The sequence below is a fragment of the Streptomyces sp. NPDC104831 genome, from assembly GCF_055583025.1.
In genome coordinates this window covers 1-26,138 of sequence record NZ_JBVJOT010000083.1, presented here as the reverse complement: position 1 = coordinate 26,138, position 26,138 = coordinate 1, and the positions used below count along the sequence as shown (strand labels likewise).

At 69.1% G+C, this 26,138-nt stretch carries 19 protein-coding genes; 11 read left to right on the top strand and 8 right to left on the bottom strand.

The genetic code is table 11. The annotated features are described in order from the left end of the window. Positions 1–85 precede the first annotated feature (85 nt). From ACZ63H_RS35205 to ACZ63H_RS35190, 4 genes are all read right to left on the bottom strand, one after another. A complete protein-coding gene (locus tag ACZ63H_RS35205) occupies positions 86–676 on the bottom strand; it encodes a malonic semialdehyde reductase (protein ID WP_318201644.1) in 591 nt (196 codons plus the stop codon). 141 nt (positions 677–817) lie between these two features. Then, complete coding sequence (locus ACZ63H_RS35200; protein ID WP_467933252.1) at positions 818–1,045, bottom strand: exodeoxyribonuclease VII small subunit; 228 nt, start codon at positions 1,043–1,045, stop codon at positions 818–820. Beyond that, positions 1,042–2,250: an exodeoxyribonuclease VII large subunit gene (gene xseA, locus ACZ63H_RS35195; protein WP_469872151.1), complete on the bottom strand. Its 1,209-nt coding sequence runs from the start codon at positions 2,248–2,250 to the stop codon at positions 1,042–1,044. The genes ACZ63H_RS35200 and xseA overlap by 4 nt, the downstream gene beginning before the upstream one ends. A 195-nt stretch (positions 2,251–2,445) precedes the next feature. After that, positions 2,446–3,804: an APC family permease gene (locus ACZ63H_RS35190; RefSeq protein WP_469872149.1), complete on the bottom strand. Its 1,359-nt coding sequence runs from the start codon at positions 3,802–3,804 to the stop codon at positions 2,446–2,448. Between the two features lie 64 nt (positions 3,805–3,868). On the opposite strand from ACZ63H_RS35190, the gene ACZ63H_RS35185 reads away from it, so the two are divergent. After that, on the top strand, positions 3,869–4,885 hold the full coding sequence (locus ACZ63H_RS35185; protein WP_469872148.1) for a 4-hydroxy-3-methylbut-2-enyl diphosphate reductase: 1,017 nt from the start codon (positions 3,869–3,871) through the stop codon (positions 4,883–4,885). Between the two features lie 29 nt (positions 4,886–4,914). Then, entirely contained in the window at positions 4,915–5,661 is a 747-nt protein-coding gene (gene ppgK, locus ACZ63H_RS35180; protein ID WP_469872146.1) for a polyphosphate--glucose phosphotransferase, read from the top strand. A 397-nt stretch (positions 5,662–6,058) separates the two neighbouring features. Here the strand turns inward: ppgK and ACZ63H_RS35175 are convergent, their stop codons facing one another. Beyond that, entirely contained in the window at positions 6,059–6,571 is a 513-nt protein-coding gene (locus ACZ63H_RS35175) for a DUF6542 domain-containing protein (protein WP_469872144.1), read from the bottom strand. A gap of 377 nt (positions 6,572–6,948) precedes the next feature. Here ACZ63H_RS35175 and ychF point away from each other — a divergent pair, with 377 nt between their 5' ends. The 3 genes from ychF to ACZ63H_RS35160 all read left to right on the top strand — a co-directional run bounded on the left by ychF (position 6,949) and on the right by ACZ63H_RS35160 (position 8,996). Beyond that, entirely contained in the window at positions 6,949–8,037 is a 1,089-nt protein-coding gene (gene ychF, locus ACZ63H_RS35170; protein WP_469872142.1) for a redox-regulated ATPase YchF, read from the top strand. A 279-nt stretch (positions 8,038–8,316) separates the two neighbouring features. Further along, on the top strand, positions 8,317–8,601 hold the full coding sequence (locus ACZ63H_RS35165; protein ID WP_028438980.1) for a hypothetical protein: 285 nt from the start codon (positions 8,317–8,319) through the stop codon (positions 8,599–8,601). Then, a complete protein-coding gene (locus ACZ63H_RS35160; protein WP_387822423.1) occupies positions 8,583–8,996 on the top strand; it encodes a PIN domain-containing protein in 414 nt (137 codons plus the stop codon). The genes ACZ63H_RS35165 and ACZ63H_RS35160 overlap by 19 nt, the downstream gene beginning before the upstream one ends. 1,547 nt (positions 8,997–10,543) lie before the next feature. Here the strand turns inward: ACZ63H_RS35160 and ACZ63H_RS35155 are convergent. Then, positions 10,544–12,292 (bottom strand): DUF6119 family protein, encoded by a 1,749-nt coding sequence (locus tag ACZ63H_RS35155; RefSeq protein WP_469872140.1) that lies wholly within the window; start codon positions 12,290–12,292, stop codon positions 10,544–10,546. A 351-nt stretch (positions 12,293–12,643) separates the two neighbouring features. Between ACZ63H_RS35155 and ACZ63H_RS35150 the strand changes: the two genes are divergently transcribed. The 6 genes from ACZ63H_RS35150 to ACZ63H_RS35125 all read left to right on the top strand — a co-directional run bounded on the left by ACZ63H_RS35150 (position 12,644) and on the right by ACZ63H_RS35125 (position 22,847). Next, positions 12,644–14,809, top strand: coding sequence for a hypothetical protein (locus ACZ63H_RS35150; RefSeq protein ID WP_469872138.1), 2,166 nt, complete (start codon positions 12,644–12,646; stop codon positions 14,807–14,809). A gap of 17 nt (positions 14,810–14,826) precedes the next feature. Further along, positions 14,827–16,461 carry a class I SAM-dependent DNA methyltransferase gene (locus tag ACZ63H_RS35145; protein WP_469872137.1) on the top strand — a complete coding sequence of 545 codons (1,635 nt, stop codon included), beginning with the start codon at positions 14,827–14,829 and terminating at the stop codon, positions 16,459–16,461. Beyond that, on the top strand, positions 16,454–17,698 hold the full coding sequence (locus ACZ63H_RS35140; RefSeq protein ID WP_469872136.1) for a restriction endonuclease subunit S: 1,245 nt from the start codon (positions 16,454–16,456) through the stop codon (positions 17,696–17,698). Before ACZ63H_RS35145 ends, ACZ63H_RS35140 begins: the two co-directional genes overlap by 8 nt. After that, positions 17,695–21,033, top strand: a complete 3,339-nt coding sequence (locus ACZ63H_RS35135) for a type I restriction endonuclease subunit R (protein ID WP_469872134.1) — start codon at positions 17,695–17,697, stop codon at positions 21,031–21,033. The genes ACZ63H_RS35140 and ACZ63H_RS35135 overlap by 4 nt, the downstream gene beginning before the upstream one ends. Before the next feature lie 225 nt (positions 21,034–21,258). Continuing rightward, positions 21,259–21,444 (top strand): hypothetical protein, encoded by a 186-nt coding sequence (locus tag ACZ63H_RS35130; RefSeq protein WP_387822441.1) that lies wholly within the window; start codon positions 21,259–21,261, stop codon positions 21,442–21,444. Beyond that, positions 21,441–22,847 (top strand): N-6 DNA methylase, encoded by a 1,407-nt coding sequence (locus ACZ63H_RS35125; protein WP_469872133.1) that lies wholly within the window; start codon positions 21,441–21,443, stop codon positions 22,845–22,847. The genes ACZ63H_RS35130 and ACZ63H_RS35125 overlap by 4 nt, the downstream gene beginning before the upstream one ends. Before the next feature lie 2,120 nt (positions 22,848–24,967). Here the strand turns inward: ACZ63H_RS35125 and ACZ63H_RS35120 are convergent. After that, positions 24,968–25,387, bottom strand: a complete 420-nt coding sequence (locus ACZ63H_RS35120) for an SRPBCC family protein (RefSeq protein ID WP_469872131.1) — start codon at positions 25,385–25,387, stop codon at positions 24,968–24,970. 60 nt (positions 25,388–25,447) lie between these two features. Beyond that, positions 25,448–26,138 (bottom strand): aldo/keto reductase (locus ACZ63H_RS35115; protein WP_469872130.1); only part of this gene is annotated, 691 nt, incomplete at its 5' end.

The following is a 26,138-nucleotide window of genomic DNA, read 5'->3' as shown; positions in this document are numbered from 1 at the left end:
AGGGCTGGGGGCCCCCCCCCCCTCCCCCGTGTGTGGGGGGCCCCCCCCACCCTTCCCGGGCCCCCCTCCACGCATACGGGAGCCGTCAGACGGTGGTGACGACGTCCTCGTAGGCCAGGCGCGGGGAGCGCGGGAACCAGGCGTCCGGGCCCGGCTTGCCGATGTTGACGACCATCAGCGGGGTGTGGTCGTCGTCCAGGAACTCCTTGCGGACGCCCTCGAAGTCGAGACCGGTCATCGGGCCGGCGGCCAGGCCCGCGGCGCGGACGCCGATGATGAAGTACGCGGCCTGGAGGGTGGCGTTCATCGCGGCGGCGCCCTCCCGGACCGGACGCTCGCCGAAGAAGACGTCCTTGGCCTGCGGGAAGTGCGGGAAGAGGGCCGGCAGCTCCTCGTGGAACTCGTTGTCCGCGGAGAGGATCGCGACCAGCGGGGCGGCGGCGGTCTTGGCCTGGTTGCCCTCGGCCATGAGCCCGACCAGGCGCTCGCGGGCCTCGGCGGAGCGGACCAGGGTGATGCGCAGCGGGCTCTGGTTGAAGGCGGTGGGGCCGTACTTGACCAGGTCGTAGATCGCCTGCACCTGCTCCTCGGTCACCGGCTCGTCGGTGAAGGTGTTGGCGGTACGGGCCTCGCGGAACAGCAGGTCCTGGGCGGCGGGGTCAAGAACGAGAGACATGCGTGTACTTCCTGGGGTGCGCGTCCGGTCCGGCGGGGGGCCGGACCGGCTGACGCGGACGACCCTACGCCAGTGAGGTTTAACGTTCAACTAAGACGGGGGCGCGGTGAGCCGCCTCACAACCCGGGTGACCCGTGGCGCCTACTCGCCGTCCCCCTCGGCGCCCTCCTCCTCGGCCAGCGCCGCGTCCAGCCGGGCCCGCGCCCCCTCCAGCCAGCGCCGGCACACCTTGGCCAGCTCCTCGCCGCGCTCCCACAGCGCCAGGGACTCCTCCAGCGACGTGCCGCCCGCCTCCAGCCGCCGTACGACCTCGATCAGCTCGTCCCGGGCCTGCTCGTAGGAGAGCGCCTCGTCCACCTTGCTCGTCATCCGTCCACCTTCACAGTCAGTTCACCGTCGGCGACGCGCGCCCGCAGCGCCTCGCCCGCCGTCACCTCGGCCGGATCGCGCACCACGTGCCCGTCCGCCCGTTGCAGCACCGCGTAACCGCGCCGCAGCGTCGCCGCGGGGGAGAGGGCCACCACCCGCGCGTGCGTGTGCGTCAGCTCCGAGTCCGCGCGGTCCAGCAGGTGCCCGAGGGTCCGCCGGCCGCGCTCCAGCAGGGCGAGCACGTGGTCGGCGCGCTCGTCCAGCATCCGGTGCGGATCCTGTATCACCGGCCGGGCCAGCGCGTGCGCCAGACCGCGTTCCTCCCGCTCCACGAACGCGGACGCGCAGCGCCGCGCCCGGTCCCGCAGCATCCGCACCCGCTCCAGCTCCTCGCCCACGTCGGGCACCACCTTCTTGGCCGCGTCCGTCGGCGTGGAGGCCCGCAGGTCGGCGACGTGGTCCAGCAGCGGATTGTCCGGCTCGTGCCCGATCGCGGACACCACGGGCGTACGGCACCCGGCCACCGCGCGCACCAGCTGCTCGTCGGAGAAGGGCAGCAGATCCTCCACGCTGCCGCCGCCGCGCGCCACGATGATCACGTCGACCTCGTCCATCGCGTCCAGGTCCTTGACCGCCTGGACGACCTGCGGGACGGCGTGCACACCCTGCACGGGGACGTTGCGCACCTCGAAGCGGACGGCGGGCCAGCGGTGCCGGGCGTTCTCCAGCACGTCCCGCTCCGCGGCGGAGGCCCGGCCGCACACCAGCCCGATCAGCTGCGGCAGGAACGGCAGCGGCTTCTTGCGCTCCGGCGCGAACAGCCCCTCCGCCGCCAGGGACTTCTTCAGCTGCTCCAGCCGGGCCAGCAGCTCACCGACGCCGACGGGCCTGATCTCGGCGGCGCGCAGGGACAGCTGCCCGCGCGGCGCGTACCACTCCGGCTTCGCCAGTACGACGACCCGCGCGCCCTCGCCGACGACGTCCGCGACCGTGTCGAAGACCTGGCGGTAGCAGGTCACGCTGACGGAGATGTCGTACGACGGGTCGCGCAGCGTGAGGAACACGACCCCCGCGCCGGGGCGGCGCGACAACTGCGTGATCTGCCCCTCCACCCACACCGCGCCGAGCCGGTCGATCCAGCCCCCGATCAGCCGCGACACCTCGCCTACGGGCAGGGGGGACTCCGGGGACGTGTTCACAGCCATGCGGTCGAGGGTAACGGCCGGTACCGACAGGGGGGTGGCCGTGCGGTTCCGCGTAGCCGGGGCGGGCCGCGGCTGCCGGGGCGCGGGGCACGGGGGCGTGCGGCCGGGCGCCGTGGGAGGGGGCGCGTCACCGGGTGCGGGAGCGTCGTGGCCTCTTGCGCGGTTCCCCGCGCCCCTCCGGGACGCCCGGGCCCGTCACCCGGGAACCCGCCCCCGCTGCCCCACCAGCACCCCCAGACCGATCACCAGCCACACCGCCCCCACCACCTGGGCCACCCCGGACGCCGCCACGACGACGGCCACCGTGATCCCCGCCCCCGCCACCGGCACCAGCACGTGCCGCCACCAGCTCAGCTCCCCCCGGCGCCGTACGAAATACCCGACCACGCTCGCGTGCAGCAGCGTGAACGCGGACAGCGCGCCGATGTCGACCACCGAGACCAGCCTGTCCAGCCCGTCGTCCCGCCGCGCCGCCCACCCCGCCGCGACCAGCGTGACCACCGCCGCGCACAGCAGCGCGACCCGCGGCACGCCCCCGTCCGTCCGGGACAGCCCGCGCGGCAGCCGCCCGTCGCGGCCCATCGCGAACAGCAGCCGCCCGGCCGCCGCCTGCCCCGCCAGCGCCGCGAACGCCGCCCCGACCGCCTTGCTCGCCGCCACCAGATCCCGCAGCCACGGGCCGGCCGCGGAGTCCACCGCGTCGTAGAAGGCCGAGCCCTGCGCCCCCGGATCCCGCGCCAGCCGCGCCGACGACACCGGCTCCAGCAGCGCCACCAGATACGTCTGCGCCACGAACAGCACCCCCGCCAGCGCCAGGCAGAACAGCAGCGCCCGCGCCACCCGCGCCGACCCCCCGGTGACCTCCTCGGCGAAGGTCGCGATCGCGTCGAAACCCAGGTACGACAGGACCGCCACGGACACCGCGCCCAGCACCGCGGCCGGCGCGAACCCGCCCTGCGTGCCGTCCCCCGTCAGCGGCGTCAGCAGCCCCCGCTCCGCCCCGTCCCGCGCCAGCACCACGACGGCCGAGACCGCGAACACCAGCAGCACCGCGATCTCCAGGGCCAGCACGACGAAGCCCACGCGCGCGGCGGCCCGTACCCCCCACAGGTTCAGCAGGGTGGTGAGCACCACGGCCAGCGCCGTCCACACCCACCGGGACACCTCCGGGACCAGCGCGTTCATCGCGATCCCGGAGAAGAGATAGGCCACCGCGGGAATCAGGACGTAGTCCAGCGCCGCCATCCAGCCGGCGACGAACCCGGCGCCCTCGCCGAGCCCCGCGCGCGCGTAGGCGAATACCGACCCCGCCCGCGGCACGACCCGCACCATCTGCGCGTAGCTGAACGCGGTGAACCCCATGGCCACCGTCGCCACCGCGTACACCAGCGCCACCGCGCCGTGCGACCTGGCGTCCAGCGCCCCGAACACCCCGACCGGCGCCATCGGGGCGATGAACAGCAGCCCGTAGACCACGAGGTCCCGCAGGCCCAGGCCACCCCGGAGACGAGGGCCCGCCTCGGTCCCGGAGGGTGTCGTTCCGGTGTTGGTCATACACACGAGTCTTCCCCGCGGAGTGTGGGGAAGCGATCTCTGCGCCTTCGGACGCGGCCTTACGATGGGTCGCATGACCGCTTCGTCTGGCCGCCGTGTCCTGCTCGCCGCCCCCCGGGGCTACTGCGCCGGTGTGGACCGCGCCGTGATCGCCGTCGAGAAAGCCCTGGAACAGTACGGGGCTCCGATCTACGTCCGGCACGAGATCGTCCACAACAAATACGTGGTGCAGACCCTGGAGAAGAAGGGCGCCGTCTTCGTGGAGCGCACGGAGGAAGTGCCGCCCGGCAACATCGTCATGTTCTCGGCGCACGGCGTCGCGCCCGTGGTCCACGAGGAGGCCCGCCAGGGCCGGCTCGCCACCATCGACGCCACCTGCCCCCTGGTCACCAAGGTCCACAAGGAGGCCGTCCGGTACGCCGGGGAGGACTACGACATCCTCCTGATCGGGCACGAGGGCCACGAGGAGGTCATCGGCACCTCCGGCGAGGCCCCCGACCACATCCAGCTGGTCGACGGCCCCGAGGACGTCGACAAGGTCGAGGTCCGCGACCCGTCGAAGGTCGTCTGGCTCTCCCAGACCACCCTCTCCGTCGACGAGACCATGGAGACCGTCGACGCCCTGAAGACGAAGTTCCCCGGCCTCGTCTCCCCGCCCAGCGACGACATCTGCTACGCCACCCAGAACCGCCAGCTCGCGGTGAAGCAGATGGGTGCCGAGGCCGACCTGGTCATCGTCGTCGGCTCGCGCAACTCCTCCAACTCCAAGCGGCTGGTCGAGGTCGCCAAGCTGGCCGGCGCCCGCGACGCCCACCTGGTCGACTTCGCCGACGAGATCGACGAGTCCTGGCTGGAGGGCGTGACCACCGTCGGCGTCACCTCCGGCGCCTCCGTGCCCGACGTGCTGGTCGAGCAGGTCCTCGGGTGGCTCGCCGAGCGCGGCTACGGCGACGTGGAACTCGTCAGGGCGGCCGAGGAGACCATCACCTTCTCGCTGCCCAAGGAACTGCGCCGCGACCTGCGCGAGGAGGCGGCGGCGCTGGTGGCCGAGCGCGGCGGAAGCGGCACACCCGCGGCGTGACAGTCAGTGGTCCGTCGTAACGTGGAGCCATGCAGATCTTCGGCGTGGACATCGGCGGATCCGGGATCAAGGGCGCCCCTGTGGATCTCGACCGGGGCGACCTGGCACAGGAGCGGCACAAGGTGCTCACCCCGCACCCGGCGACACCCGACGCGGTCGCCGACGGGGTCAAGCAGGTGGTGGACCACTTCGGCTGGACCGGGCCCGTCGGCCTGACCTTCCCCGGAGTGGTCACCGGCGGCGCCACGGTCCGTACGGCCGCGAACGTGGACAAGGGCTGGATCGACACGGACGCGCGCGCGTTGTTCGCCGAGCGGCTCGGCGGACTGCCGGTGACGGTGGTCAACGACGCGGACGCGGCGGGCGTCGCCGAGATGGAGTTCGGCGCCGGCCGCGGCCGCCGGGGCACGGTCGTCCTGCTCACCTTCGGCACGGGCATCGGCAGCGCCGTCTTCGTGGACGGCGCCCTGCTCCCGAACACGGAACTCGGCCATCTGGAGCTGAACGGCCACGAGGCCGAGAAACGCGCCTCCAGCAAGGCCAAGGAGGATGGCGACCTCAGCTGGGAGCGGTGGGCGCGCCGCGTCCAGCGGTACCTCCAGCACGTGGAGATGCTGTTCTCCCCGGAGCTGTTCATCATCGGCGGCGGGGTCAGCCGCAAGGCCGACAAGTTCCTGCACCTCATCGAGGACGTCAAGGCCGAGATCGTCCCCGCGCAGCTGCAGAACAACGCGGGGATCGTGGGGGCGGCGATGCGGGCGGCACAATCCGGGTGATGGGTGGCGGCTGACGGCTGACGGCTGACGGCTGACGGCTGATGGGTGGCGGCTGGCGGGTGCGTGCGACGGGCGGCGGCTGGTGGGTGAGCGGGTGCGTGCGACGGGCGGCGAGTAACGGTGGCGGCTCCCTCTCACCGGGCGGCTCACTCGGGCTGACGGGTCTGCCGGCCCGGGAGCCGAGCCCCCTCCCCCGTCGGGTGGCACGCCCGGCCAGAATGCCTGCCGGCTCGCACTGCCCGGTCGGCCCGCTCGCGGGGATGCCCGTGCCGGCGTCCGCCGGCGTGGGCGCCCGGGTGGTGCCCGTACCGGTGGTTGCCAGGGCGGGGTGCCGGTCGGTGTGCGCGCCGGGGCGTGCCGTCAGCCGGCGTCTGCCGGCGTGGGCGCCGGAGTGCGGTCAGCCGGTGTGGTGCCGTCGGTCCCGTACCCAGCGCACCCGGCGGACCAGCACGACCGCCGCGGCCAGCAGCGTCCCCCCGTACAGCCACCCTGCCTGGGTGGCGAGCCCGGTGACCAGGCCCATCATCCGGCCGGGCAGCCCCCCGCCGCCCTCCGCGACCGGCAGCAGCCCCACCGCGAACGCGATCGGGACGACCACGGGCGCGCTCAGCACGTCCCCGCCCCGCACCCACAGCGCGGTCAGCGCGCACACCGGCAGGAACAGCACGCCGTAGACCGTCGGGGACGCGCCGAACAGCAACTGGTCCAGGCAGCCGAGCAGGAACATGGCGACGGCGCAGAACAGACCGCTGCCGAGCCCGGTGAGCCGGGGGTTGGGCAGCCGGGGCCCCGCGGACGCGCCCGGCGCCGTCCCCCGCGTCCGCTGCCCGGAGCGCCGGGCACCCGCCGCACCCCCGCCGCCACCGCTCCCGCGGACGCCACCCGGGCGCCGTCGGCCCTGGGAGGGCATCGCGGCGGGCGATGCCGGGGGAGCGTCCGAGGCCCGGGGATCCCGCGGCGCCCGGGGACCGTGCGACGCCTTGGGGTCACGCGACACCCTCGGGTCCTGCGACGGCGGGGGCTGTCGGGGGCCCCTGGGGCGCTGTGGCGGCATGCCGCGTCGCGGTCCGTCGTTCGGGGGTCGCTGCCTGTGTTGCTCCACAGGGACCAACCTAGGTCTGTTTATGTGCTGAATCAGCCCTCAGACACGCCGGGTGCGGGAGCTTGGCCGGACGTCCGGCACTCTCGCGAGGCGGACGCCCGGGACGCCGTAAACTGGTGGATCGGCCAGTGTCGGTCTCTGGCCCCTGGCAGCCCCTGGCCCACTCAACTACGGGAAGTCGCAACGTGTCGCTCACGATCGGAATCGTCGGCCTGCCCAACGTCGGCAAGTCGACCCTGTTCAACGCCCTGACCAAGAACGACGTGCTGGCGGCCAACTACCCGTTCGCCACGATCGAGCCGAACGTCGGCGTGGTCGGCGTGCCCGACGCCCGCCTCGCGCAGCTCGCCTCGATCTTCAAGTCGGAGCGCATCCTCCCGGCCACGGTGGACTTCGTGGACATCGCCGGCATCGTGCGCGGCGCCTCCGAGGGCGAGGGCCTGGGCAACAAGTTCCTGGCGAACATCCGCGAGTCGGACGCGATCTGCCAGGTGATCCGTGCCTTCAAGGACGAGAACGTCGTCCACGTCGACGGCAAGGTCTCGCCGAAGGACGACATCGAGACGATCAACACCGAGCTGATCCTCGCCGACCTCCAGACCATCGAGAAGGTCCTGCCGCGCCTCCAGAAGGAGTCGCGGATCAAGAAGGACGTCGCGCCCAAGGTCAAGGCCGTCGAGGAGGCCAAGGAGATCCTGGAGAAGGGCGACACGCTCTTCGCCCACGGCATCGTCCAGGGCAGTGAGCGCGCCGAGCTGCTGCACGACCTGCACCTGCTCACCACCAAGCCGTTCCTCTACGTCTTCAACGTCGACGAGGACGAGCTGACGGACGAGGAATTCAAGAACGAGCAGCGCGCCCTGGTCGCCCCCGCCGAGGCGATCTTCCTCAACGCCAAGCTGGAGGCGGACCTCGCCGAGCTGGACGAGGAGGAGGCCCTGGAACTCCTCCAGTCCGTCGGCCAGGACGAGCCCGGCCTCGCCACCCTGGCCCGCGTCGGCTTCGACACGCTCGGCCTGCAGACGTACCTGACGGCCGGCCCCAAGGAGTCCCGCGCCTGGACGATCAAGAAGGGCGCCACGGCCCCCGAGGCGGCCGGCGTCATCCACACCGACTTCCAGAAGGGCTTCATCAAGGCCGAGGTCATCTCCTTCGCCGACCTCGTCGAAGCCGGCTCGGTCACCGAGGCCCGCTCCAAGGGCAAGGCCCGCATGGAGGGCAAGGACTACGTGATGCAGGACGGGGACGTGGTGGAGTTCCGGTTCAATGTGTAGCGGGTGACATACCACCACATCGCTGATCTGGCAAACATGCAGGTCATAGAGGGTCCGACTCTTCGGGGTCGGGCCCTTTGTTTTCCCGTGCTGGGATGGTGCTGGGATAGCTGACCCCTCGACACCTGTCATCGCCCCTGCTCATCCCTACCGTGCTGGGATCGTGCTGGGATGGGATGGGGGTGCCCGTGCTGGGATTTGCGTGAGCGGGGCGCTGACCGAGCTGTGAAGGTAGTGCAGACGTGGCGATTTTCCTACTCGTTTGACACAATCGAGGGTATGGCTGAGGCGACGTACAGCATCGGGGAAGGGCCAGCGACGCGGGTGAGCTTGTCGCTGCCGGAGGGGACCGCGGAGGCGATCCGGGCTCGCGTGGGCAAGCGGGAGTTCTCCGCGTTCATCGCCGAGGCGGTCGAGCGTGAGCTGCGCGGGCAGGTCCTGGACGAGTACCTGGCGGACTACGAGAGCCGCAAGGGGCCGGTCTCCGAGCCGGCTCGTCAGCGGGCGCGGCAGGTCTTCGACGAGGTGTTCGCCGAGGAGGCCGAGTGGCCCGCCGCAGGCTGAGTCACGAGGGGACGCTCGTCCTCGACAGCGAGGGACTCTCGAAGCTGCTCGCTGACGAAGAACAGGTGGTGGCTCTGATCGCCGAGGCGCGCTCGCGTGGCATGGAGGTCGTGATCAGTGCGCTCACCATCATCGAGGCCGTCCACGCCCGTACGAACAAGTCACGCCTGAACTGGGTGCTTTCCGGGCTACGGGTCGTCCCGGTCGGTGACGAGGAGGCGAGGGCTGCCTCGAAGTTGCTGATGAATGCCGGATTGCACGGACACAAGTACGCGATCGATGCGGCCGTCGCCGAGGCCGCGCTGCGACAGCACCGCCCCGTGGTCATGCTGACTTCCGATACTGACGACATGGCCAAGCTGTGCGGCGAGCGGGTCCGGCTCGTGGCGGTGTGATTTCCCTTGGTCCGGCTCAGTAGGAGCGAGGTCCGTAGGGGCTCCAGTGACCGAGGAAGGGCTTGAGGTCGCGCCGCTGGGTTTCGGCGGCGTGGGCAGTTTCGGCGCTGAGACCGATCCGGTGAGGTTTTGGAGGTGCGCGTCCGCGAACGCGAGCCACGCCTCGACCTCGGTCCGCTCCTGCCCGGGCGGAAGTGATGTGGCATGGACGCCTACTGCTGCGACGTATTCAGTCAGGCGCCTGGCCTGGTACCAGGTGTCCGCCTGTTCTCCGAGGTGTTTGACGCGGTAGGCGTGGGCGTAGGCGGCGTGCGCGTCCTGCATGGCGCTTCCCAGCGCTTTTGCTGTAGCTCTCTGGCTTGCTGGTCTGCAAGGCGTTTGCGTTCTGCGGCCTCGCTGCGGAGTCCGACCTCCTGCACGATCTCAGCGAGTTGTTCTTCCAGAGGCCGGTCGGGGAGATCTGCCCATTCGCTTGCACGGTGCGGGCTGCCGCCGCGGAGTATGAAGCGTAGGCGGCTGGAGGGGGTGTAGTCGAAGCGGGGGATGCGCATGCATGAGTGCTTCTTGGCGTCGGCGAGTTCCTTGTCTGTGGGGACGTGTTCGTTGCGGTCCTGTTCTTGGAGGACGAGGAATTTCCGACACTTTCGCCGTGGGCGGTGATGGAGAAGTGCGGTGGTGCCTTGCGGCGCCGATGGGGCGGGGGCGCGCCTTGTGTGGTTCCGAGCGATGCCTTGTGGCCTTGGGCTGTGGTGGCGGCGATGAGGGTTTGGATGATGCGCAGGGCTCGGCCCTGGAGGGGTTTGGTCAGGCCCATGGGCTGCGGTTGCTTTTGGAGGGCGGCCACGACGGCATGGGGTTTGGTGAGTCTGGCCGGCACAGGGAGCGGGGTGGGTTCCGCGAGGCGCCAGGCAGGGATGTCGACCAGCTTGATCTCGTAGCCGCGGTGGGTGCGGTATCCGTGGATTTCCTGCGTGTGGGGGATCTTGCCGGACTTGCGGGCGGCGTTGACCCGTGACGCCCAATTCACCGCGTGCGGGCCGGATTCGATGGGCTTGATGAGACAGCCGTCGTTCGCAATGGCCAGTTCATCGAGTAGCTGGTCCGCGTAGTTCGCAAGGGCCTTCGGCACGGCTCGGGGGCGCGGCGGTGCCGCTTTTCGGGCGGGGCGCTCCGGCGGTCGGGTGCTCTGCTCCACGGGGCGGATGCCGCGTTCGATGAAATGCTGCCGCCCCTTCTCGGTGAGGTGGGCGCTCCAATGCCCGCGGCGTTTGGTGACTTTGATGAGCCCTCGGTTCTGCAGGGCTTGTCCGCTGGTCTTGTACGTGCTGTCTGGCCAGACTCCGCCGGGACACCCCTGGCCCACCCAGCCGAGCACGGCCTGCTGCCGCTTGTTGAGGGCCTGTTCCATGTAGCCTCCCGCCGTTCCTTGAATGCCCTGCACCCGGAGACGATGCCCGCTGCCCTTGCGGGAATTCTGGGCTGCTGAAAGGACTCCTCGTTCGGATGAGAGATATAGAGGGCGTGTTTACGGCGAGAGTCCCGGGCGGCTACGCAGCCTCGTCGCGCATGGCGGACTGGGCCGACTCGCTTTCGACGCCGATGACTTCGACGGTCACGCCGCGAGCGGCGAGGGCCTTCGCGGTTTGGGCCAGGGTGATGGCGGAGAACGGGAAGAGGGAGTCCGGCGTGAGCTTGGCTCCGTCCTTCAGAAGGATCGCGAAGACGACGCGGCGCGGGGTGAAGTCCTCGGGGATGCTGCGGGCCGGATCGCTGTTGACGTGTACGGACCGGGCGAACTCCGCGCGTACGGCCGCGTTCTCGAAGAGGAGCTCAACGGAGACGCGCGCCTGGCTGAACAGGTGACTCAGCGGGCTTGAGGAGTGCGCGGGCTTCACGAGGACAAGAGTGTCGTCCTCGGTGAACAGGTCGCAGATCTCGACGGAGTTGCTTGCCCGAAAGGGGTTGTGGACATTCTTCTTGTCCAGGCAGACCCAGCCGCGACGGGCCTGGGCGGCCAGCTTGTTGTAGTCGCATTCGTCTACGGGACGCATCACGCGCATACCCTTCTTGTTGAGCTTCTCGACGAGCGGCCAGCGGGGGAGATCGACGGAGGGCGTGTCGGGGAACAAGGGAGCCACGGTCTCGTTGACGTTGCGCAGGTAGCCCGCCCCGAGCTCGTACCACTCACCGTCGAGCAGACAGAACGTGCGGGAGTCGAGGGAGAAAGTGGCCTCGATCCACTTCATGGCGGTTTCCTTGGACAGGGCTTCCAGGGAGGCGGTGCGCGGGGCGAGCGCGGTCCGTGCGGAGAGCGTGTCACGAAACAGTTCGACGGTGCCCTGCCGGAGCGCCGTGACGCGGGCGCCTGCCTTGATCACACGGGCCCGCTCCAGGACGTAGTCGAGACTGAACTCGTCCCGGAGGTGAGGCGGGCAGGACCCGATCTTGATGGCGCAGGCGGTGGACCGGGGCAGGTCTGTGCTCTGGGAGAAGGGGACGGCGGTGATGATCCGGCCGTCTGCGGGACGGCCGAGCGTGGCGTCCAGTTCCGCATCGAGCGCGTCGATGAGGGAAGCGTCCTTGACCGCGGCGATGTGCTCGACGAAGGCCAGGTCGGGGTGGGGAACGACGTGCTCGCAGATCGCGGCGATGGCGCGGATGTCCTTGACCAGTGTGGCGGGGGTGGTGCCGAGTTTGATACGGAGACCGATGCCGCCCTCCGCGGTCATGGCCCCGTTCCTAGTGCCGCTCCCTGCGGTGAGTTCGACTTCGTCGAGGTAGCCGCCGAGGTGGCGGATGATCCGCCCGTGGTCCCGGAGTCCGAGTGTCGGTACGGAGGCGCCGGCAGGGATCAGGGAACTGTCGATGCGCGCCTGGCCGAGGACGCTGGCAGTGAAGTCCCGCACCTGACGCGGGTTGATGGCGCGGATACCGAAGGACAGACCGAAGTGCGCGTCCTTGAGCTGGGCGGGGAGAAGCCGGTAGCCCTGGTCGAAGCCGATCGCGTACACCACGTCGTCGACGGCGAGCACGAGCAGTGCGCCGGTGCGCTGCTCGCTCTGCAGCAGGTCCGATTCGCCGGCGAGCCGGAGGATGTCCTTGCCCCAGGCGGCTTCCTCCTTCGCTACGGCGAAGGACACCGCGAGGGCGGGAACTCCCATGTGATCGCTGACGTCGCGCACGACCGCGTCCAGGGTGTCGAGGGCGTCGACGTCGAGGGCTTCGAGCATCGACTCAGGGGTCGCCTCGACGTGGGTCAGGCGGTACAGGGTGCGCTTCGACGCGGTGCTGGACACAGAGGTCTCCTGGGGCGAGGTTGCGGTGCGGTTCAGTAACACGAGCGGCCTTACGGGGCGGGTGGTGTCGAGGCGGACACGGGTGAGTGCCCGGCAAGGGAGCAGAGGTGCGGCGATGAGGACGCCGGTGCGGTCGGACTCGTATGGGGTTGGCGTCCCGGCGGGTGGTGCCGGGGTGATGGTGACGAAGGTGCCAGAAGATTGGAGGTGAAATTGTTCGAGAACCTGATAACCCTGGTTATCGACCGTTGGCGAAGGTGAGAGCTCGACCGGCTGTAGCGTGTGAGGTGCCCTGGGAGAACGTTCTCGACCGAGAGCACCAGGCAGTCGTCACGAAGGGAGCGGAACCGCATGGCTGGCACACGTGAAGCAACCGCTCCCATCCTGCCCGAGGAGATCTCCTGGCGGATTAGTTACGCCGAAATCGGGACCTTGGCCCAGGTCCAACGTCCCGTCGTCACCACCTGGGCCCGTCGGCACGCGGATTTCCCCGCGCCCGTCGCGTACGAGGGAGCCAGCCCGCTCTTCGACGGCCGTGAAGTCGCCGAATGGCTTCTGTCCACCGGCCGCGGCAATGCCGACGCCGGCCAGATCCGGGCGGAGCTGGTGCTGCACACCCTGTCTGCCTGGCGGCGCGCGATCCCCGCCCGCACCCTGGTCGACACGGTGACGGCGCTGCTCTGCCTGCGCCAGCTACTCGACGAACCCCTTGCCGACCTGCCCTGGCAGGCGATCCTGGAGCGTGCCGCAGAGACCGACTTCGACGACACCTTCCTCCAAAGAGAGCTGCGCGACCTGCCGGACGCCGACCGGCAGGGCCCCCTGCTCGCCGTGCTCGCCGACCAGCTCACCGAGGCCGCCTACACCCCGGCCGAAGCGCTCGAACGGGTCATGGATGCACGCCGCCGCCTGGGTTGCGACGACCTCGTCGCCGATGAACCGATTCCGCTGGTGAGCCGCACGATGGCCCACCTGACCGGCCTCGCGCGACTGAACGAGCGCGAGGAAGGAACAACGGCCGCCGTCCTGCATCCCCGGAGCGGCGATCTCTTGGTCGCCCTGCACGAATCCGTGTCCGACGCCGAGGACTCACCTTTCTTCCTCTCCGCGGACCCGATGCCGGACCTGGCCCGGCTCGCCCGCCGCCGCCTCATGGCACAGGGCGTCCAGGAATTCGAGATGGACCTTGCCGACGGCGAGGAACTAGCCACGGAAGACTGGGGAAACCCGCACGTCATTGCCTGCTGCCTGCCCTATGAGGCGGCCGAGACCCGCAGCCCGCTCGCCGTCCTGCAAAGCCTGCAGGACCTCACCGACCTCCTTGCCGAGGACCGCACTGCCATCGTCCTGGGACCCGCCGACGCGCTCGTCCGGCCCCTGCCCGCCCGCGGGGCAGCGGACCGTCTGCGCCGGGGCTTCCTGGAACAGCACCTCCTCAAGGCCGCGACCAGCCTCCCCGAAGGCGTACTCCCCTTCCGCCCGGCCCACCGCACCGCGATCTGGATCCTGCACCGCACCCCCGAAGACAAGCGCACCGGCCAGATCTTCCTCGCCGACCTCTCCTCACGCCCCCTCACCCCGCAAACCCTGGACGCGCTGGCCGAGGACATCGACATCTTCCGCGACGCCGGCTGGCGGGCGGACAGCCGCCACGAACCGCGCAACGCCGCCGTCGTCCGGGCCACCGCGCTGACCGGCGCACCCGGTGCCGCGTTCACCCCACAGCACCGCCCGCACGCCGACCGCTACACCCGCACCGTCGTCGAACGCCCGGCCCGCATCTCCGAGACCGAACTCCGCCTCCAGCAGCTGATCGACGCCACCCGCAGCGCCCTCGACCACGCGCCCACGATCCGCGCCAACGCCGTCCTGCGCCCCGACGACCAGCCGGCCCGCCGCACCACCGTGGCCCGCCTGCTCAAGGACCGCCGCCTGCGCCGACTGCCCGGCCACCGCATCGCCGCCGAACACCTCCTCACCGGCGGCGCGGGCCACTACACGGTTCTCACCCCGGCCGAGCTCACCGGCAGCGCGCCGGTCGGCAGCCACCGCATCGACCGCGCCGTACTCCACACCACCTACGAGCACGCCTACTTCACCGAACCCGGCGACATCGTCGTCACCGCCACCCCGAGCTTCGGCGCGTACGTCGACGACGAGGGCCTGTCGGTGGTCGCCTTCCCCGCCCGCGTCCTGCGCGCACGGTCCGACGCCGAGCATCCCGTACGGCCCCGCGCCCTGGCGGCGCTCCTGCGCTCGGCGGCCACCGAACACCGGCGGGTGAGCGGCGCGGTCCGCCCCGCCCGCCGCATAGAAGACCTCCTCATCCCCGACCTCCCCAGCGACGAGGCCGAGCGTTACGACGCCCTCCTGGCCGACATCGCCCGCCGAACAGCCCTGCTGCGCCAGCACGCGGCGGCCCTCGACGACCTGACCACCCTGACCGCCGCCGGCCTCGTCGACGGCACGCTGACCCTCACCGAACCCCCTCTCGTCCGAACCTCGTCCGACTCTTGAAGGAGACCCGAGCGCCCATGCCTCCCCGGAAGAAGAAGCCCGCCGACCAGGCGGAGCTGTTCACCGCCTCCACGCCCAAGGAGATCCAGGCCATCCTTTGGAAGGCCGCCGACAAGCTGCGCGGCTCCATGGACGCCAACCAGTACAAGGAGTTCGTCCTCGGCCTGATCTTCCTCAAGTACGTCTCCGACGCCTTCGAAGAGCGCCGCGAACAGCTCGCCAAGGAACTGGCGGAGGAAGGCATCGCCGAGGACCGCCTGGAGGAGTTCCTGGAGGACCAGGACGAGTACACCGGGCACCACGTCTTCTGGGTCCCCGAGAGCGCCCGCTGGTCCTCGATCTCCGCCAACGCCAAGAGCGGCACCGTCGGCGAGGTCCTCGACCAGGCGATGGACGCCATCATGAAGGCCAACCCATCGCTGACCGGCGTCCTCCCCAAGATCTTCAACAAGGACAACGTCGACAAGAAGCGCCTGGCCGAACTCGTCGACCTCATCACCGACGCCCGCTTCGGCGGCAGCGACGACAAACCCGCCCAGGACGTCCTCGGCGAGGTCTACGAGTACTTCCTCGGCAACTTCGCCCGCGCGGAAGGCAAGCGGGGCGGCGAGTTCTACACCCCGAGCAGCGTCGTCCGCCTCCTTGTGGAGGTCCTGGAACCGTACGAGGGCCGCGTGTACGACCCGGCCTGCGGCTCCGGCGGCATGTTCGTCCAGGCCGCCAAGTTCATCGAGGCCCACCGCGGCCGCGGCCACAAGGCCGACATCTCCGTCTACGGCCAGGAACTCAACGAACGCACCTGGCGCCTGGCCAAGATGAACCTCGCCATCCACGGCATCGACGGCAACCTCGCCGCCCGCTGGGGCGACACCTTCGCCGACGACAAACACCCCGACCTCAAGGCCGACTACGTCATGGCCAACCCGCCCTTCAACATCAAGGACTGGGCGCGCAACGAGTCGGACCCGCGATGGAAGTACGGCGTCCCGCCGAGGGGTAACGCCAACTACGCCTGGCTCCAGCACATGATCAGCAAGCTGGGGGAGCGGGGAACGGCCGGCGTCGTCCTCGCCAACGGCTCGATGAGCAGCCAGCAGAGCGGCGAGGGCGAGATCCGGCAGGCCCTGGTGGACGGCGACATGGTGGCGTGCATGGTCGCGCTGCCTGCCCAGTTGTTCCGGACGACGGCGATCCCGGCTTGTCTCTGGTTCCTGGCGAAGGACAAGTCGCCGGGGGGTGTGAAGGGGCAGAAGGTCGCGGCCGCGGACCGCCGGGGCGAGATCCTGTTCATCGACGCCCGGGACATGGGCGAACTGGTCGACCGCACCGAGCGCGTCCTGACGGACGCCGACCTCGCGAAGATCGCCGGGACGTACCATGCGTGGCGCGGGACGACGAGCGCGAAGAATTCGGGAGAGACGTACGCGGACGTACCGGGGTTCTGCGCCAGCGCGGACCTCAAGACGGTCCAGGAGCACGGGTACGTGCTGACGCCGGGGCGATACGTCGGAGCGGCCGAGGCGGAGGAAGAGGACGCCGAGGCGGTCGGGGAGAAGATCGCGCGGCTGACGGGGGAGCTGTACGAACTCTTCGACAAGTCGGAGGAGCTGGCAGAGATGGTGCGCGAGCAGCTGGGGAGGATCGGTGCCTGAGAAGCTCTTCGACGCACCTGGGGATTGGCGGAACACGACCCTTGGCGCAGCCTGCGCATGCGGTGGTGGCAATATTCAGACTGGTCCTTTCGGGAGTCAGCTCCATGCATCGGACTATGTGAGTGATGGCATTCCGAGCGTTATGCCTCAGGATATTGGCGACAACGTAATTTCCGATCTCGATGTTGCGCGGGTTTCTCCACAGGACGTCGAGAGGCTTGCGAAGTACAAGCTGCGATCAGGGGATATCGTGTATTCGCGGCGAGGTGACGTGACTCGCCGAGCCTTGGTCGGCAAATCTCAAGAGGGGTGGTTGTGTGGCACCGGATGTTTGCGAGTCCGTCCCGGAGATGAGGTGAACTCGCGTTATCTGTCCTACTATCTTGGTCACCCGGAAGTGCGTGAATGGATTATGCGACACGCCGTCGGTGCGACGATGCCAAACCTCAATACCAAGATTCTTAGTTCACTTCCGCTGGTCATGCCTCCACGCTCCGATCAAGATGGAATTGCTGAGGCCCTCGGGGCGCTGGACGACAAGATTGCCGTCAATGAGCGCATCGCGGCTACCTACGAGCAGCTGCTCCAGTGCCGGTTCGCGGAGCTAGGTCTTGGCGACGAGCCGGACGGTGACTCTGAGATTCCGATTACAGATCTCATCGCTTTCAACCCGAAACTTAGCAAGCCTGCCGCTGCTGAACCGGTCTATGTGGACATGGCGGCACTCCAGACGAATCGTGCTGGAATTCCGGCCTGGACTCGGCGTGAGCCAAAATCTGGCCCTCGCTTCATGAACGGAGACACGCTCATGGCACGAATCACTCCATGCTTGGAGAACGGCAAGACCGGATACGTCGACTTCATGGAGGATGGAGAGATTGGACTCGGGTCTACCGAGTTCATCGTGCTGCGTTCGCTTCCGGGGGTCCCAAGCGAGCTGAGCTATTTCCTGGCTCGCGACTCCCGGTTCCGTGAACACGCCATCCGGAACATGGTTGGCTCATCTGGGCGTCAACGAGTCAGTGCGGCAGACGCTTCGAACTACTCCGTGAGGAGTCCTGACACCGAGCAGCTCACAGCGTTCGGAAAGGAAGCATCTGCCGCTTTTGCACACATGAAATCCCTGGAGAGCGAGTCTCGAACCCTGGCAGCCCTCCGCGACACCCTCCTCCCCCAACTCATGTCCGGCCGCCTCCGCGTCAAGGACGCCGAGAAGATTGTCGAGGACCACGTATGACCGGGAACAGCAGCGACAACGGCAGCAGCGACACCCCCGACGGCCCCACCCCCGGCACCCCTACCCCCGACAACTTCCGCCCCCTCGAAATCGACTGGGAGTTCCTCGCCCTCGAAGAGCTCGTGGAGCTCGACTGGCCGAAGGCCGAGGGCAATGAGCTCGCCCCCGGTTCCGGGCACCGCCGTTCCTGGGACGACCTGATCCTCTACTCCGATCTCCACGAGGCCATCGAGCGGCTGAACCCCGACCTCCCCCCGGAGGCCGTCCGTGAGGCCCTCGCGACCGCCGCGACCCCGGCCTCCCAGGACACGTACGAGGAGAACCGGACTGCACACGGCTACCTGACCGACGGCATCCACTCCGTCACGTACACCGACGCGCTCGGCGCAGAGCACACCCCGACCGTCCGGATCGTCGACCTGGAGCACGCGGACGCGAACACATACCGCGCAGTCCGCCAGGTGACCGTGATCAACGGTGAGCGCAACCGCCGCTTCGACCTCGTCCTGTACGTCAACGGGCTTCCGCTGGCCGTCATCGAGCTCAAGCGGGCCGGTGATCCGAACGCCACCCTCGCCTCCGCGCACACCCAGATCCGGCACTACGTCGAGGAGTTCCCGACCGCCTTCCGCTACAACGCGGTCGTGCTGCTCTCCGACGGGATCACCGCGAAGTACGGCACGCCCTTCACCCCGTACGAGCACTTCGCCCCGTGGAACACCGACGAGTTCGGCGCCCGCGTGGACACCGTGGACGCTGCCGCCGTCCACGCCGACGCCGACGCCGACGTTCCGACCGGCCAGGACCTGGCCCTGCACGGCCTGTTCACCCAGCCCCGCTTCCTCTCCCTCGTCCGGTCCTTCATCAACTTCGTGCCCGGCAAGCGCATGAAGCGGATCGCGAAGCCGCACCAGTACTTCGCGGTCACCCGCGCCGCCGATGCCGTGCGCCGTGCCGCCGCGACCGACGGCAAGGCCGGCGTGGTCTGGCACACTCAGGGCTCGGGCAAGTCCGAGGAGATGGTGCTGACCACCAACCTCGTCATGCGCAACCCCGCCCTGCACAACCCCACCGTGGTGGTCGTCACCGACCGTACCGATCTCGACGACCAGCTCTTCGACACGTTCAAGGAGAGTGAGGTCCTCCCCGAGCAGCCCCACCAGTTCCTCAACCGCGCCGCACTCCGCGAAGAGCTCGCAGCCAAGCGCACCGGCGGCATCCTCTTCACCACCCTGCAGAAGTTCGGCCGCACCAAACAGGAGAAGGAGTCCGGGACCGACCACCCGCTCCTCTCCGAGCGGCGCAACATCGTCGTCGTGGTCGACGAGGCCCACCGCAGTCACTACGACCACCTCGACGGCTACGCCCGCCACCTGCGCGACGCGCTCCCGCACGCCACGCTCCTCGCCTTCACCGGCACCCCGATCTCCGAGGCCGACCGCAACACCCGCGAGGTCTTCGGCGACTACATCGACACCTACGACCTCAAGCGGGCCGCCGACGACGGCGCGACCGTGAAGGTCTACCACGAGAGCCGCGTCGTCCAGCTCGTCCTCGACCACGACGTCGACCCCACCACCATCGACACCGAGGCCGACCGCATCACCGACGGCCTGGATGACACCGAGCGCACCCGCGTCGAGCAGGCCGTCGCCACCATGAACGCCATGTACGGCGCCCCCGCCCGGATACGCGACCTGACCCAGGATCTGGTCGAACACTGGGAAGCGCGCCGTACGGCGATGCTGCCGTTCGTCGCAGACGCCGACGACGCACCCGGCGGCGCCCCCGGCAAGGCGATGCTCGTCTGCGCCACCCGCGAGATCTGCGTCCGCGTCTACGACGCCCTGAAGGAACTGCGTCCCGACTGGCACACGGACGACCCCACCACCGGCGCCATGAAGATCGTCTACTCCTCGGACTCCCGCAAGGACTCCGAGGAACTGCGCGCCCACGCCCTGCGCGACTCCCAGCGCAAGGCCGTCATCAACCGTGCCAAGGACCCCGAGGACGAACTCCAGCTCCTCATCGTCAACAACATGCTCCTGACCGGCTTCGACGCGCCGCCCATCCACACCATGTACCTGGACCGGCCGCTGCGCGGCGCCGGCCTGATGCAGGCCCTGGCCCGCGTCAATCGCCGCTTCCGCAAGAAGGAAGACGGCCTGCTCGTCGGCTACGCCCCCCTCACCGAGAACCTCCAGAAGGCCATCGTCGAGTACTCCGCCGACGACCAGGCCGACCGGACCCTCGGCCAGGACATCGACCGCGCCCTGGACGAACTCCGCAACGAGTACAACATCCTCGACCAGATGCTCCTCGGCTGGAACTGGCGCGAACGCCTCTCCCGCCCTGACGCGAAGGCCTTCGTCAAGGCGGCCTACACCACGGCCGAGTACCTTCGCAGCCCCGCCACCCCGGGCAACAACCCCGACCAGCTCGACGACCCGAACCAGACCCTCAGCCGCCGCTTTCGCGAACACGGCTACCGCCTGGAACGCTTCTTCGCCCTGGCCGGGTCCTCCGCCGACATCGGCTCCCGGTTCACCGACCAGCCGTACTGGAAGCGCGACATCCAGTTCCTCGTCGAGGTCCGTACGTACATGGCGAAGCTCGACGCCATGGACCGCGAGGCACAGGGCCTGCCCGTCGCCCGCGACGTCGCCCTCTACCTCTCCCAGCTCACCTCCGCCGTCGTGGAGACCGGCGGTGTCACCGACCTCTTCTCCGAGGCCGGGCTGGACAAGGCCGACCTCACCCACCTCAACGACGCCCTCGTCGGCCGCCTGCAGAACAGCGAAACCCCGCACCTGGCCGCTGAAGCCCTGCGCCGCCTCGTCGAGCAGAAGATGCGCGAGCAGACCCGGCACAACATCGTCCGCCAGACCGCGTTCTCGAGGCGTCTCCAGGACCTGATGACCCGCTACATGCGTCAGCAGCTCACCAGCGCCGAGATCATCGCCCAGCTGGTGGAACTGGCCAAGACGGTCGCGGAGGACGCCCGGCGGGGCGAGAAGTTCACCCCGCCGCTGGGCGACGACGAACTCGCCTTCTACGACGCGGTCGCCGACCTCGGCAGCGCTCGCGACCTCATGGGCGACGAGGTCCTCTCCGGTATCGCCCGGGACCTCGTGGTCCAGGTCCGCAGGAACCTCAAGAAGGACTGGATCGCCCGCGAAACGGTCCGGGCCAGGCTCCGCGCCACCATCAGGCGCCTCCTGGCCCGCCACGGTTACCCGCCCGAGCAGTCCAAGGAAGCGATCGACCTGGTGATCCGCCAGATGGAACACTTCGCCGACAAGTGGTCCCAGGACGGCTCGGCCGCCGACGCATAGCCCCCGCTCATCTCGCTTCTGGCCCCGGCAAGCGTCTGTTTGCCGGGGCCGTCGTCTGCCCGACCGGATGTCCTTCGCGGGGCCGGCAGGGGCTGCACCCGACCGCCTTACGGTAAAAGCAAATTCCCGTGCTGCGAGACGTGAGGTGCGTCAGGCCACTACTTTCAAGTCCGCGGAACAAACCGCTGAACTGCTAACTGCTGGTGAAGCCAAGGGAGTTGTGGCATGTCGCAGCGAGCGCTGCTGTTGGTGGTGGTCGTCCTGGCGTCCGTGGTGGTGGGGCTCGTGGCCGGCATCCTCGAGTTCGTGGGCGCGGGAGGGGTCGTCACGGCCATCCAGAACGGTGGTGCCGCCTGCGGAGCCACTGTTCTCATCGGGCTGGCGGTCGTCTCCTGGCTGAGGTCGTCGTGACCCAGGAGGAAGGGGCGAACGAAGAGGGGCGGCTGAAGTACCGGCGAGTGCTGCGGGCCGTCGAGAAGCTGCGCAGCGTCGCCGATGCCGCGACGACGTACCGGCTTGCCTTTCAGGTGGTCTACCTTCACTGCTGGTCCCGCCATGGAACACCGGCGGAGGCGGACCGGCTGTGGGGGCCGGGTTCGGCGTCAGCGGGGGCCACGCTCGGCGCAGTGTGGCCGCGTACGCCCGTTGCTCGTGCCCACGGTCTTCCTGCGTATCGCGACGAAGGTGTGAGTCGTCCCTTCGAGCTCATCGACCCGGCTCTCCGTGAGCTGATCGCGGAGGTGCGGCAGCTGGATCCGGACCCGAGGCTCCTTGACGTGCTCCTCGACACGTACTCGACACGCTATGCGCGTGGCGATGACTACTTCACGTCAAACGACCTGGCGCACCTCTTCGCGGGGCTGGCCGCTCCCCGAGGAGGCGAGATTGTTCGGGACCCGGTGTGCGGCAGCGGGCGGCTGCTGCGCGCCGCCGCGCAGCGGGCTCGGGCACAGGGGGGTGAGGTGCGCTTGTCCGGTGCGGATATCAACCGGACGGCGCGCTATGCCGCAGCCGTCAACCTTGCCCTGCACGGATTCCATGCCGATCTCGGCAAGGAAGGAGCTGACACCCTCAGGGCGGGCACTTCACCGACACCGGCCGACGTGATCGTCGCAAACCCTCCCGTGAACCAGCGGGACTGGGGGCACGGTGAACTGAAGGACGACTGGCGGTGGACCCTGGGGGTGCCACGCCCGGGCAACGCGAACTTCGCCTGGGTTCAGCACATCCTTGCCGATCTCACGCCACAGGGACGGGCCGTCGTTCTGCTGTCTTCCGGCGCGGCGCACAGCAGCAACAGCACCGACGGACTGATCCGCCGTGGGCTGCTGGAGAACGGTCTGGTCGTGGGCGTCGTGGCCTTGCCGACATGGCTCTTTCCGCACACCAGCGCGAGCACGGCGCTGTGGCTGCTGGCCAAAGGGGAGCGGCCGCACTCCGATCAGGTCTTGTTCGCGGATGCAGGGAAACTGCCAGCGGCGAAGGAGGGGCAGCGGCGCCACTTCGCAAAGGACTCGGCCGAACGCCTGCTGCAGATCTTCGGTGAATGGCAGGGACTTCGACGCCGTGAGGGCGAGGGGGACCCTGAATCCGTCCCATGGTGCCGTGCGGCGAGGTACAAGGAAATCGCTGAGGCGGGCTTCGATCTGACTCCCGCACGCTACGTACGGAACGGGGGCACCGCGCAGTTGCATTCAAGTGACGGAGACCGGAACCGGAAGGCCGAGCTGTATGAGTGCATGGATCGTAGCGCCGCAGCCAGGAACCGAGTCCGTGATGCCCTGGAGAGCAGGCATGACTACAGAATCGGATGATGTCCCCACTCCGTGGCCCCTCGTTGAGTTGCGTGAGTTTCCTGGGGTCGAGTACGCCGCCTATGGAATTGCGCGACAGCTGAAGGCATCCGGCGGAATCCCTATGATCCGAGCCACAGAGATTGTCGAGGGAGGTGTGCACGTCCAGGAGTTCACATTTGTGCCTCCCGAGGTGGCCAAACGCCACCCACGCAGCACGCTGAGGTCTGGGGACCTCCTTGTCGTGCTCGTGGGGCGCGTGGGGGAGGCGGCAGTTGCAGGGGAGGAGCACGCAGGATGGAATGTCGCCAGGTCGCTCGCGGTCGTCCGCTGGACACCAGAGGGCCGCGCCCAACAATGGGATCTGTGGCTTCGATGGTGGCTGAAGACCTCGCAGAGCCAGAGCTATCTCACGCTGTCCTCGTCGAACGCCGAGCACATGACCTTGCCTCTGCAGGCACTCAACCGACTTCCCGTGCCAGTGCCTCCAGCGCCGGTGCGGGAGAGGCTGCTTTCGCTGATCTCGCTTGCTGAGCGCAAGAATGCGTTGAACACCCGGATTGTGTCTTGCGCGACGGAACTAGCGGATGCGCATTTCATGGAGGCGCTGCAGACGTGCGGGCAAGGTCCCGCTACCGAGCGTGCAGTGGGCGAAGTGTGTCAGGTTACGGCTGGTGCGGCACAGTCTCTGCCGGACAGCGAGCAGTCGGCTATGCCGTGGGTGTCTCCCCGCGAAGTACTGAACTGCAAGACAGTACATCTGGGTGCAGTGACTTCACGCACCGTGGCGCAAGCGGAGGTTGTATGCCCGTCCGGCAGCCTCTTGATCGCGCCCCGTCCCGGGGAGGTGCGGACCGTGCTCACTACTACCCCGGTAGTGCCAGGTCGGCGGACGCTCGCGATGTACACGGAGTCCGAGGTCGATCGGATGTGGTTGTTGCACTCGCTGCGTTACCGGAGGCGGGAGTTGACGGCCGTTACGCAGGGTGAGCAGGCCCGCGCGATGAGGCGCAAGGACTTTTCCCGTTACAAGATCCCCTGGCCGACCGATGCGGTGAGGCGGGACTTCGCCAGGCGTGCTGCTGCCCTGCACGACCTCGCCTACGCCTCCGCCAGGGAGCGACACGTGATGGAGGAGCTGGTGGTGCACGAGCTGGAGAAGGGGGGCCTGCACGTCTCACCTCGGCCAGCTGAATGCCGAGCTGATCCACGTTGCCCCTCTCTGGAGCACGGAATCCAACGCTCTGAACGAACGGCGCAGTACCGCGCGCACCGTTTCTCCGCTGGCGGTCCGAGAGAGCCCTGACCAGCCATGTTTGGGCGCCACCGGCAGGACTCGAACCTGCCGCCAAGCGCTTAGGAGGCGCCTGCTCCACCCGCTGAGCTACGCAGGCTGACCTGCGACAGCGCGGAAGCTTCTGACTATGCCCCGCCAAACCGGGGGTATACGGGACCCGCGGACGCTCGCGCCGGCCCTAAGGTCTGGACGTACATTCTGGGAGGCGGCCAGGCGTCGGAGCTGGCCGCTGGCGTCCGGGGAGACCGCGAGTGAGCGCGAGCGCTGTGCTGCTTTGCGAGGTTCGGTGCGGTGGCGCGAGCCTGATGTGGCGCTCGTAGAAGTTCCGCAGAATTCAGGCGTGTGCGGGCGCTTCCGGGTAGCGTTGGCGATCTTCGGTCTTCTTGTACTTTGTCGCGCATCCCGTGCTGGGATGGTGCTGGGATGCGCCCGTATTTCCGCAGGTCAGAGCCTTGTCGTGGAGTTCCGGTTCAACGTGTGAGCGGGTGAAGTGACACCACGTCGCTGACTTGGCAAAGATGCAGGTCAGATGGGGTCGGCTCCTCCGGGGGTCGGCCCCTTTGTCACCCCCGCGCTGGATCGGTGCCGGATCCCCCTTCTGCAAGAGCACCGAGCAGGGGAAGCCCCGGTGACCTGTGACGGCACGGGCGACGGCGTGGCCGCCCACGCACTCGACCGTGGCACCGCCGGCCGACTGTGGGAGTACGCCCGCGACCGGCGCCGGCCCGCCGGACATACCTCCGCGGTCGCACAGGGGAGGGCGGACCGGCCCGGAACGGGCCGCGGCATGGCACGCGTGGGGCGTGACCGGGCCGTGTGGCGGGGCTCCAGGGTGGTCCTGGGGTCAAGCGGCGAGGGTTTCGTGGAGGGCGTCGAGGCCGTCGCGGTAGATGCCGGTGAAGAGGTCGACGACCTCGTCCTCGGTGGCGCCGTCGGGGTTGAAGCGGCCGGACCACTGGACCTCGGCGGCGTTCTCCTGGCCGGGGATCGCGTGGACGCGGAGGGTGGAGACGTAGCCGTTGACGGGGAACGGGGCCTGGAGGATGGCGTAGCTGTAGTGGCGTTCGGTCTCGTTGAAGTCCACGAGGCGTTCGATGATGACCTCGCCCTCGGGGTTCTTCAGCCGGCGTACCCGGCCGCCTTCGAGTGCGGTGCTCTCGGGGATGTAGGGGAGCCAGTCGGGCAGGGCGTCGAAGCCGCCTATGAGGCTCCAGACCTTTTCGGGAGAGGCGGGCACGGTGCGGCTGACGGAGGTCGAGGCCATGGTGGTGCTCCTGGGTGTTGCTGTGTGGGGGGTGGGGTGGTGGTGGGGGTGCCGGGTGGGTCAGGCGGCGTGGGGCAGCGGGGCGGCGGGGCTGACCAGGCCGGCGGCGCGCAGGTCGTGCCAGAACGCGGCGGGGATGGTCTCGTGGAGGGCGGAGAGGTCCTCGGCGATGCGGCTGGGGCGGGTGGCGCCGGGGATGACCGCGGCGCTGACCGGGTGGGCGAGGGAGAACTGCAGGGCGGCGGCCTTGATGCCGATGCCGTGCCGGTCGGCGAGGGCCTTGAGGCGGGAGACCTTCTCGATGATCTCCGGCGGGGCCTGCTGGTACTCGAAGTGGCTGCCGCCGGCGAGGATGCCGGAGCTGTAGGGGCCGCCGACGACCATGTCGACGCCCTGTTCCTGGGCCATGGGCAGCAGGCGCTGCAGGGCGTGGGCGTGGTCGAGGAGGGTGTAGCGGCCGGCGAGGAGGAAGCCGTCGGGCCGCGGCTCGTCCAGGGCGAGGGTCAGCTCGATGGGTTCGGTCTTGTTGACGCCCAGGCCCCAGGCCCTGATGACGCCCTCGTCGCGCAGGCGGGACAGGACGCGGAAGGCTCCGGTGCGGGCTTCTTCGAACTTGCCGAGCCAGGCGTCGCCGTGGAAGTCCTGGGCGATGTCGTGGACCCAGACGATGTCGAGCCGGTCGACGCCCAGGCGCTTGAGGCTGCCCTCGATGGAGCGCTCGGTGGCCTCGGCGGTCCACTCGTGGAGGATC

Coding starts and splice junctions, on each gene's coding strand:
- ACZ63H_RS35205 (WP_318201644.1), bottom strand. CDS start 676: ATGTCTCTCGTTCTTGACCCCGCCGCCCAGGACCTGCTGTTCCGCGAG.
- ACZ63H_RS35185 (WP_469872148.1), top strand. CDS start 3,869: ATGGGTCGCATGACCGCTTCGTCTGGCCGCCGTGTCCTGCTCGCCGCC.
- ACZ63H_RS35120 (WP_469872131.1), bottom strand. CDS start 25,387: ATGGCCTCGACCTCCGTCAGCCGCACCGTGCCCGCCTCTCCCGAAAAG.
- ACZ63H_RS35200 (WP_467933252.1), bottom strand. CDS start 1,045: ATGACGAGCAAGGTGGACGAGGCGCTCTCCTACGAGCAGGCCCGGGAC.
- ACZ63H_RS35175 (WP_469872144.1), bottom strand. CDS start 6,571: ATGCCCTCCCAGGGCCGACGGCGCCCGGGTGGCGTCCGCGGGAGCGGT.
- ppgK (WP_469872146.1), top strand. CDS start 4,915: ATGCAGATCTTCGGCGTGGACATCGGCGGATCCGGGATCAAGGGCGCC.
- ACZ63H_RS35145 (WP_469872137.1), top strand. CDS start 14,827: ATGCCTCCCCGGAAGAAGAAGCCCGCCGACCAGGCGGAGCTGTTCACC.
- ACZ63H_RS35135 (WP_469872134.1), top strand. CDS start 17,695: ATGACCGGGAACAGCAGCGACAACGGCAGCAGCGACACCCCCGACGGC.
- xseA (WP_469872151.1), bottom strand. CDS start 2,250: ATGGCTGTGAACACGTCCCCGGAGTCCCCCCTGCCCGTAGGCGAGGTG.
- ACZ63H_RS35165 (WP_028438980.1), top strand. CDS start 8,317: ATGGCTGAGGCGACGTACAGCATCGGGGAAGGGCCAGCGACGCGGGTG.
- ACZ63H_RS35190 (WP_469872149.1), bottom strand. CDS start 3,804: ATGACCAACACCGGAACGACACCCTCCGGGACCGAGGCGGGCCCTCGT.
- ACZ63H_RS35130 (WP_387822441.1), top strand. CDS start 21,259: ATGTCGCAGCGAGCGCTGCTGTTGGTGGTGGTCGTCCTGGCGTCCGTG.
- ACZ63H_RS35150 (WP_469872138.1), top strand. CDS start 12,644: ATGGCTGGCACACGTGAAGCAACCGCTCCCATCCTGCCCGAGGAGATC.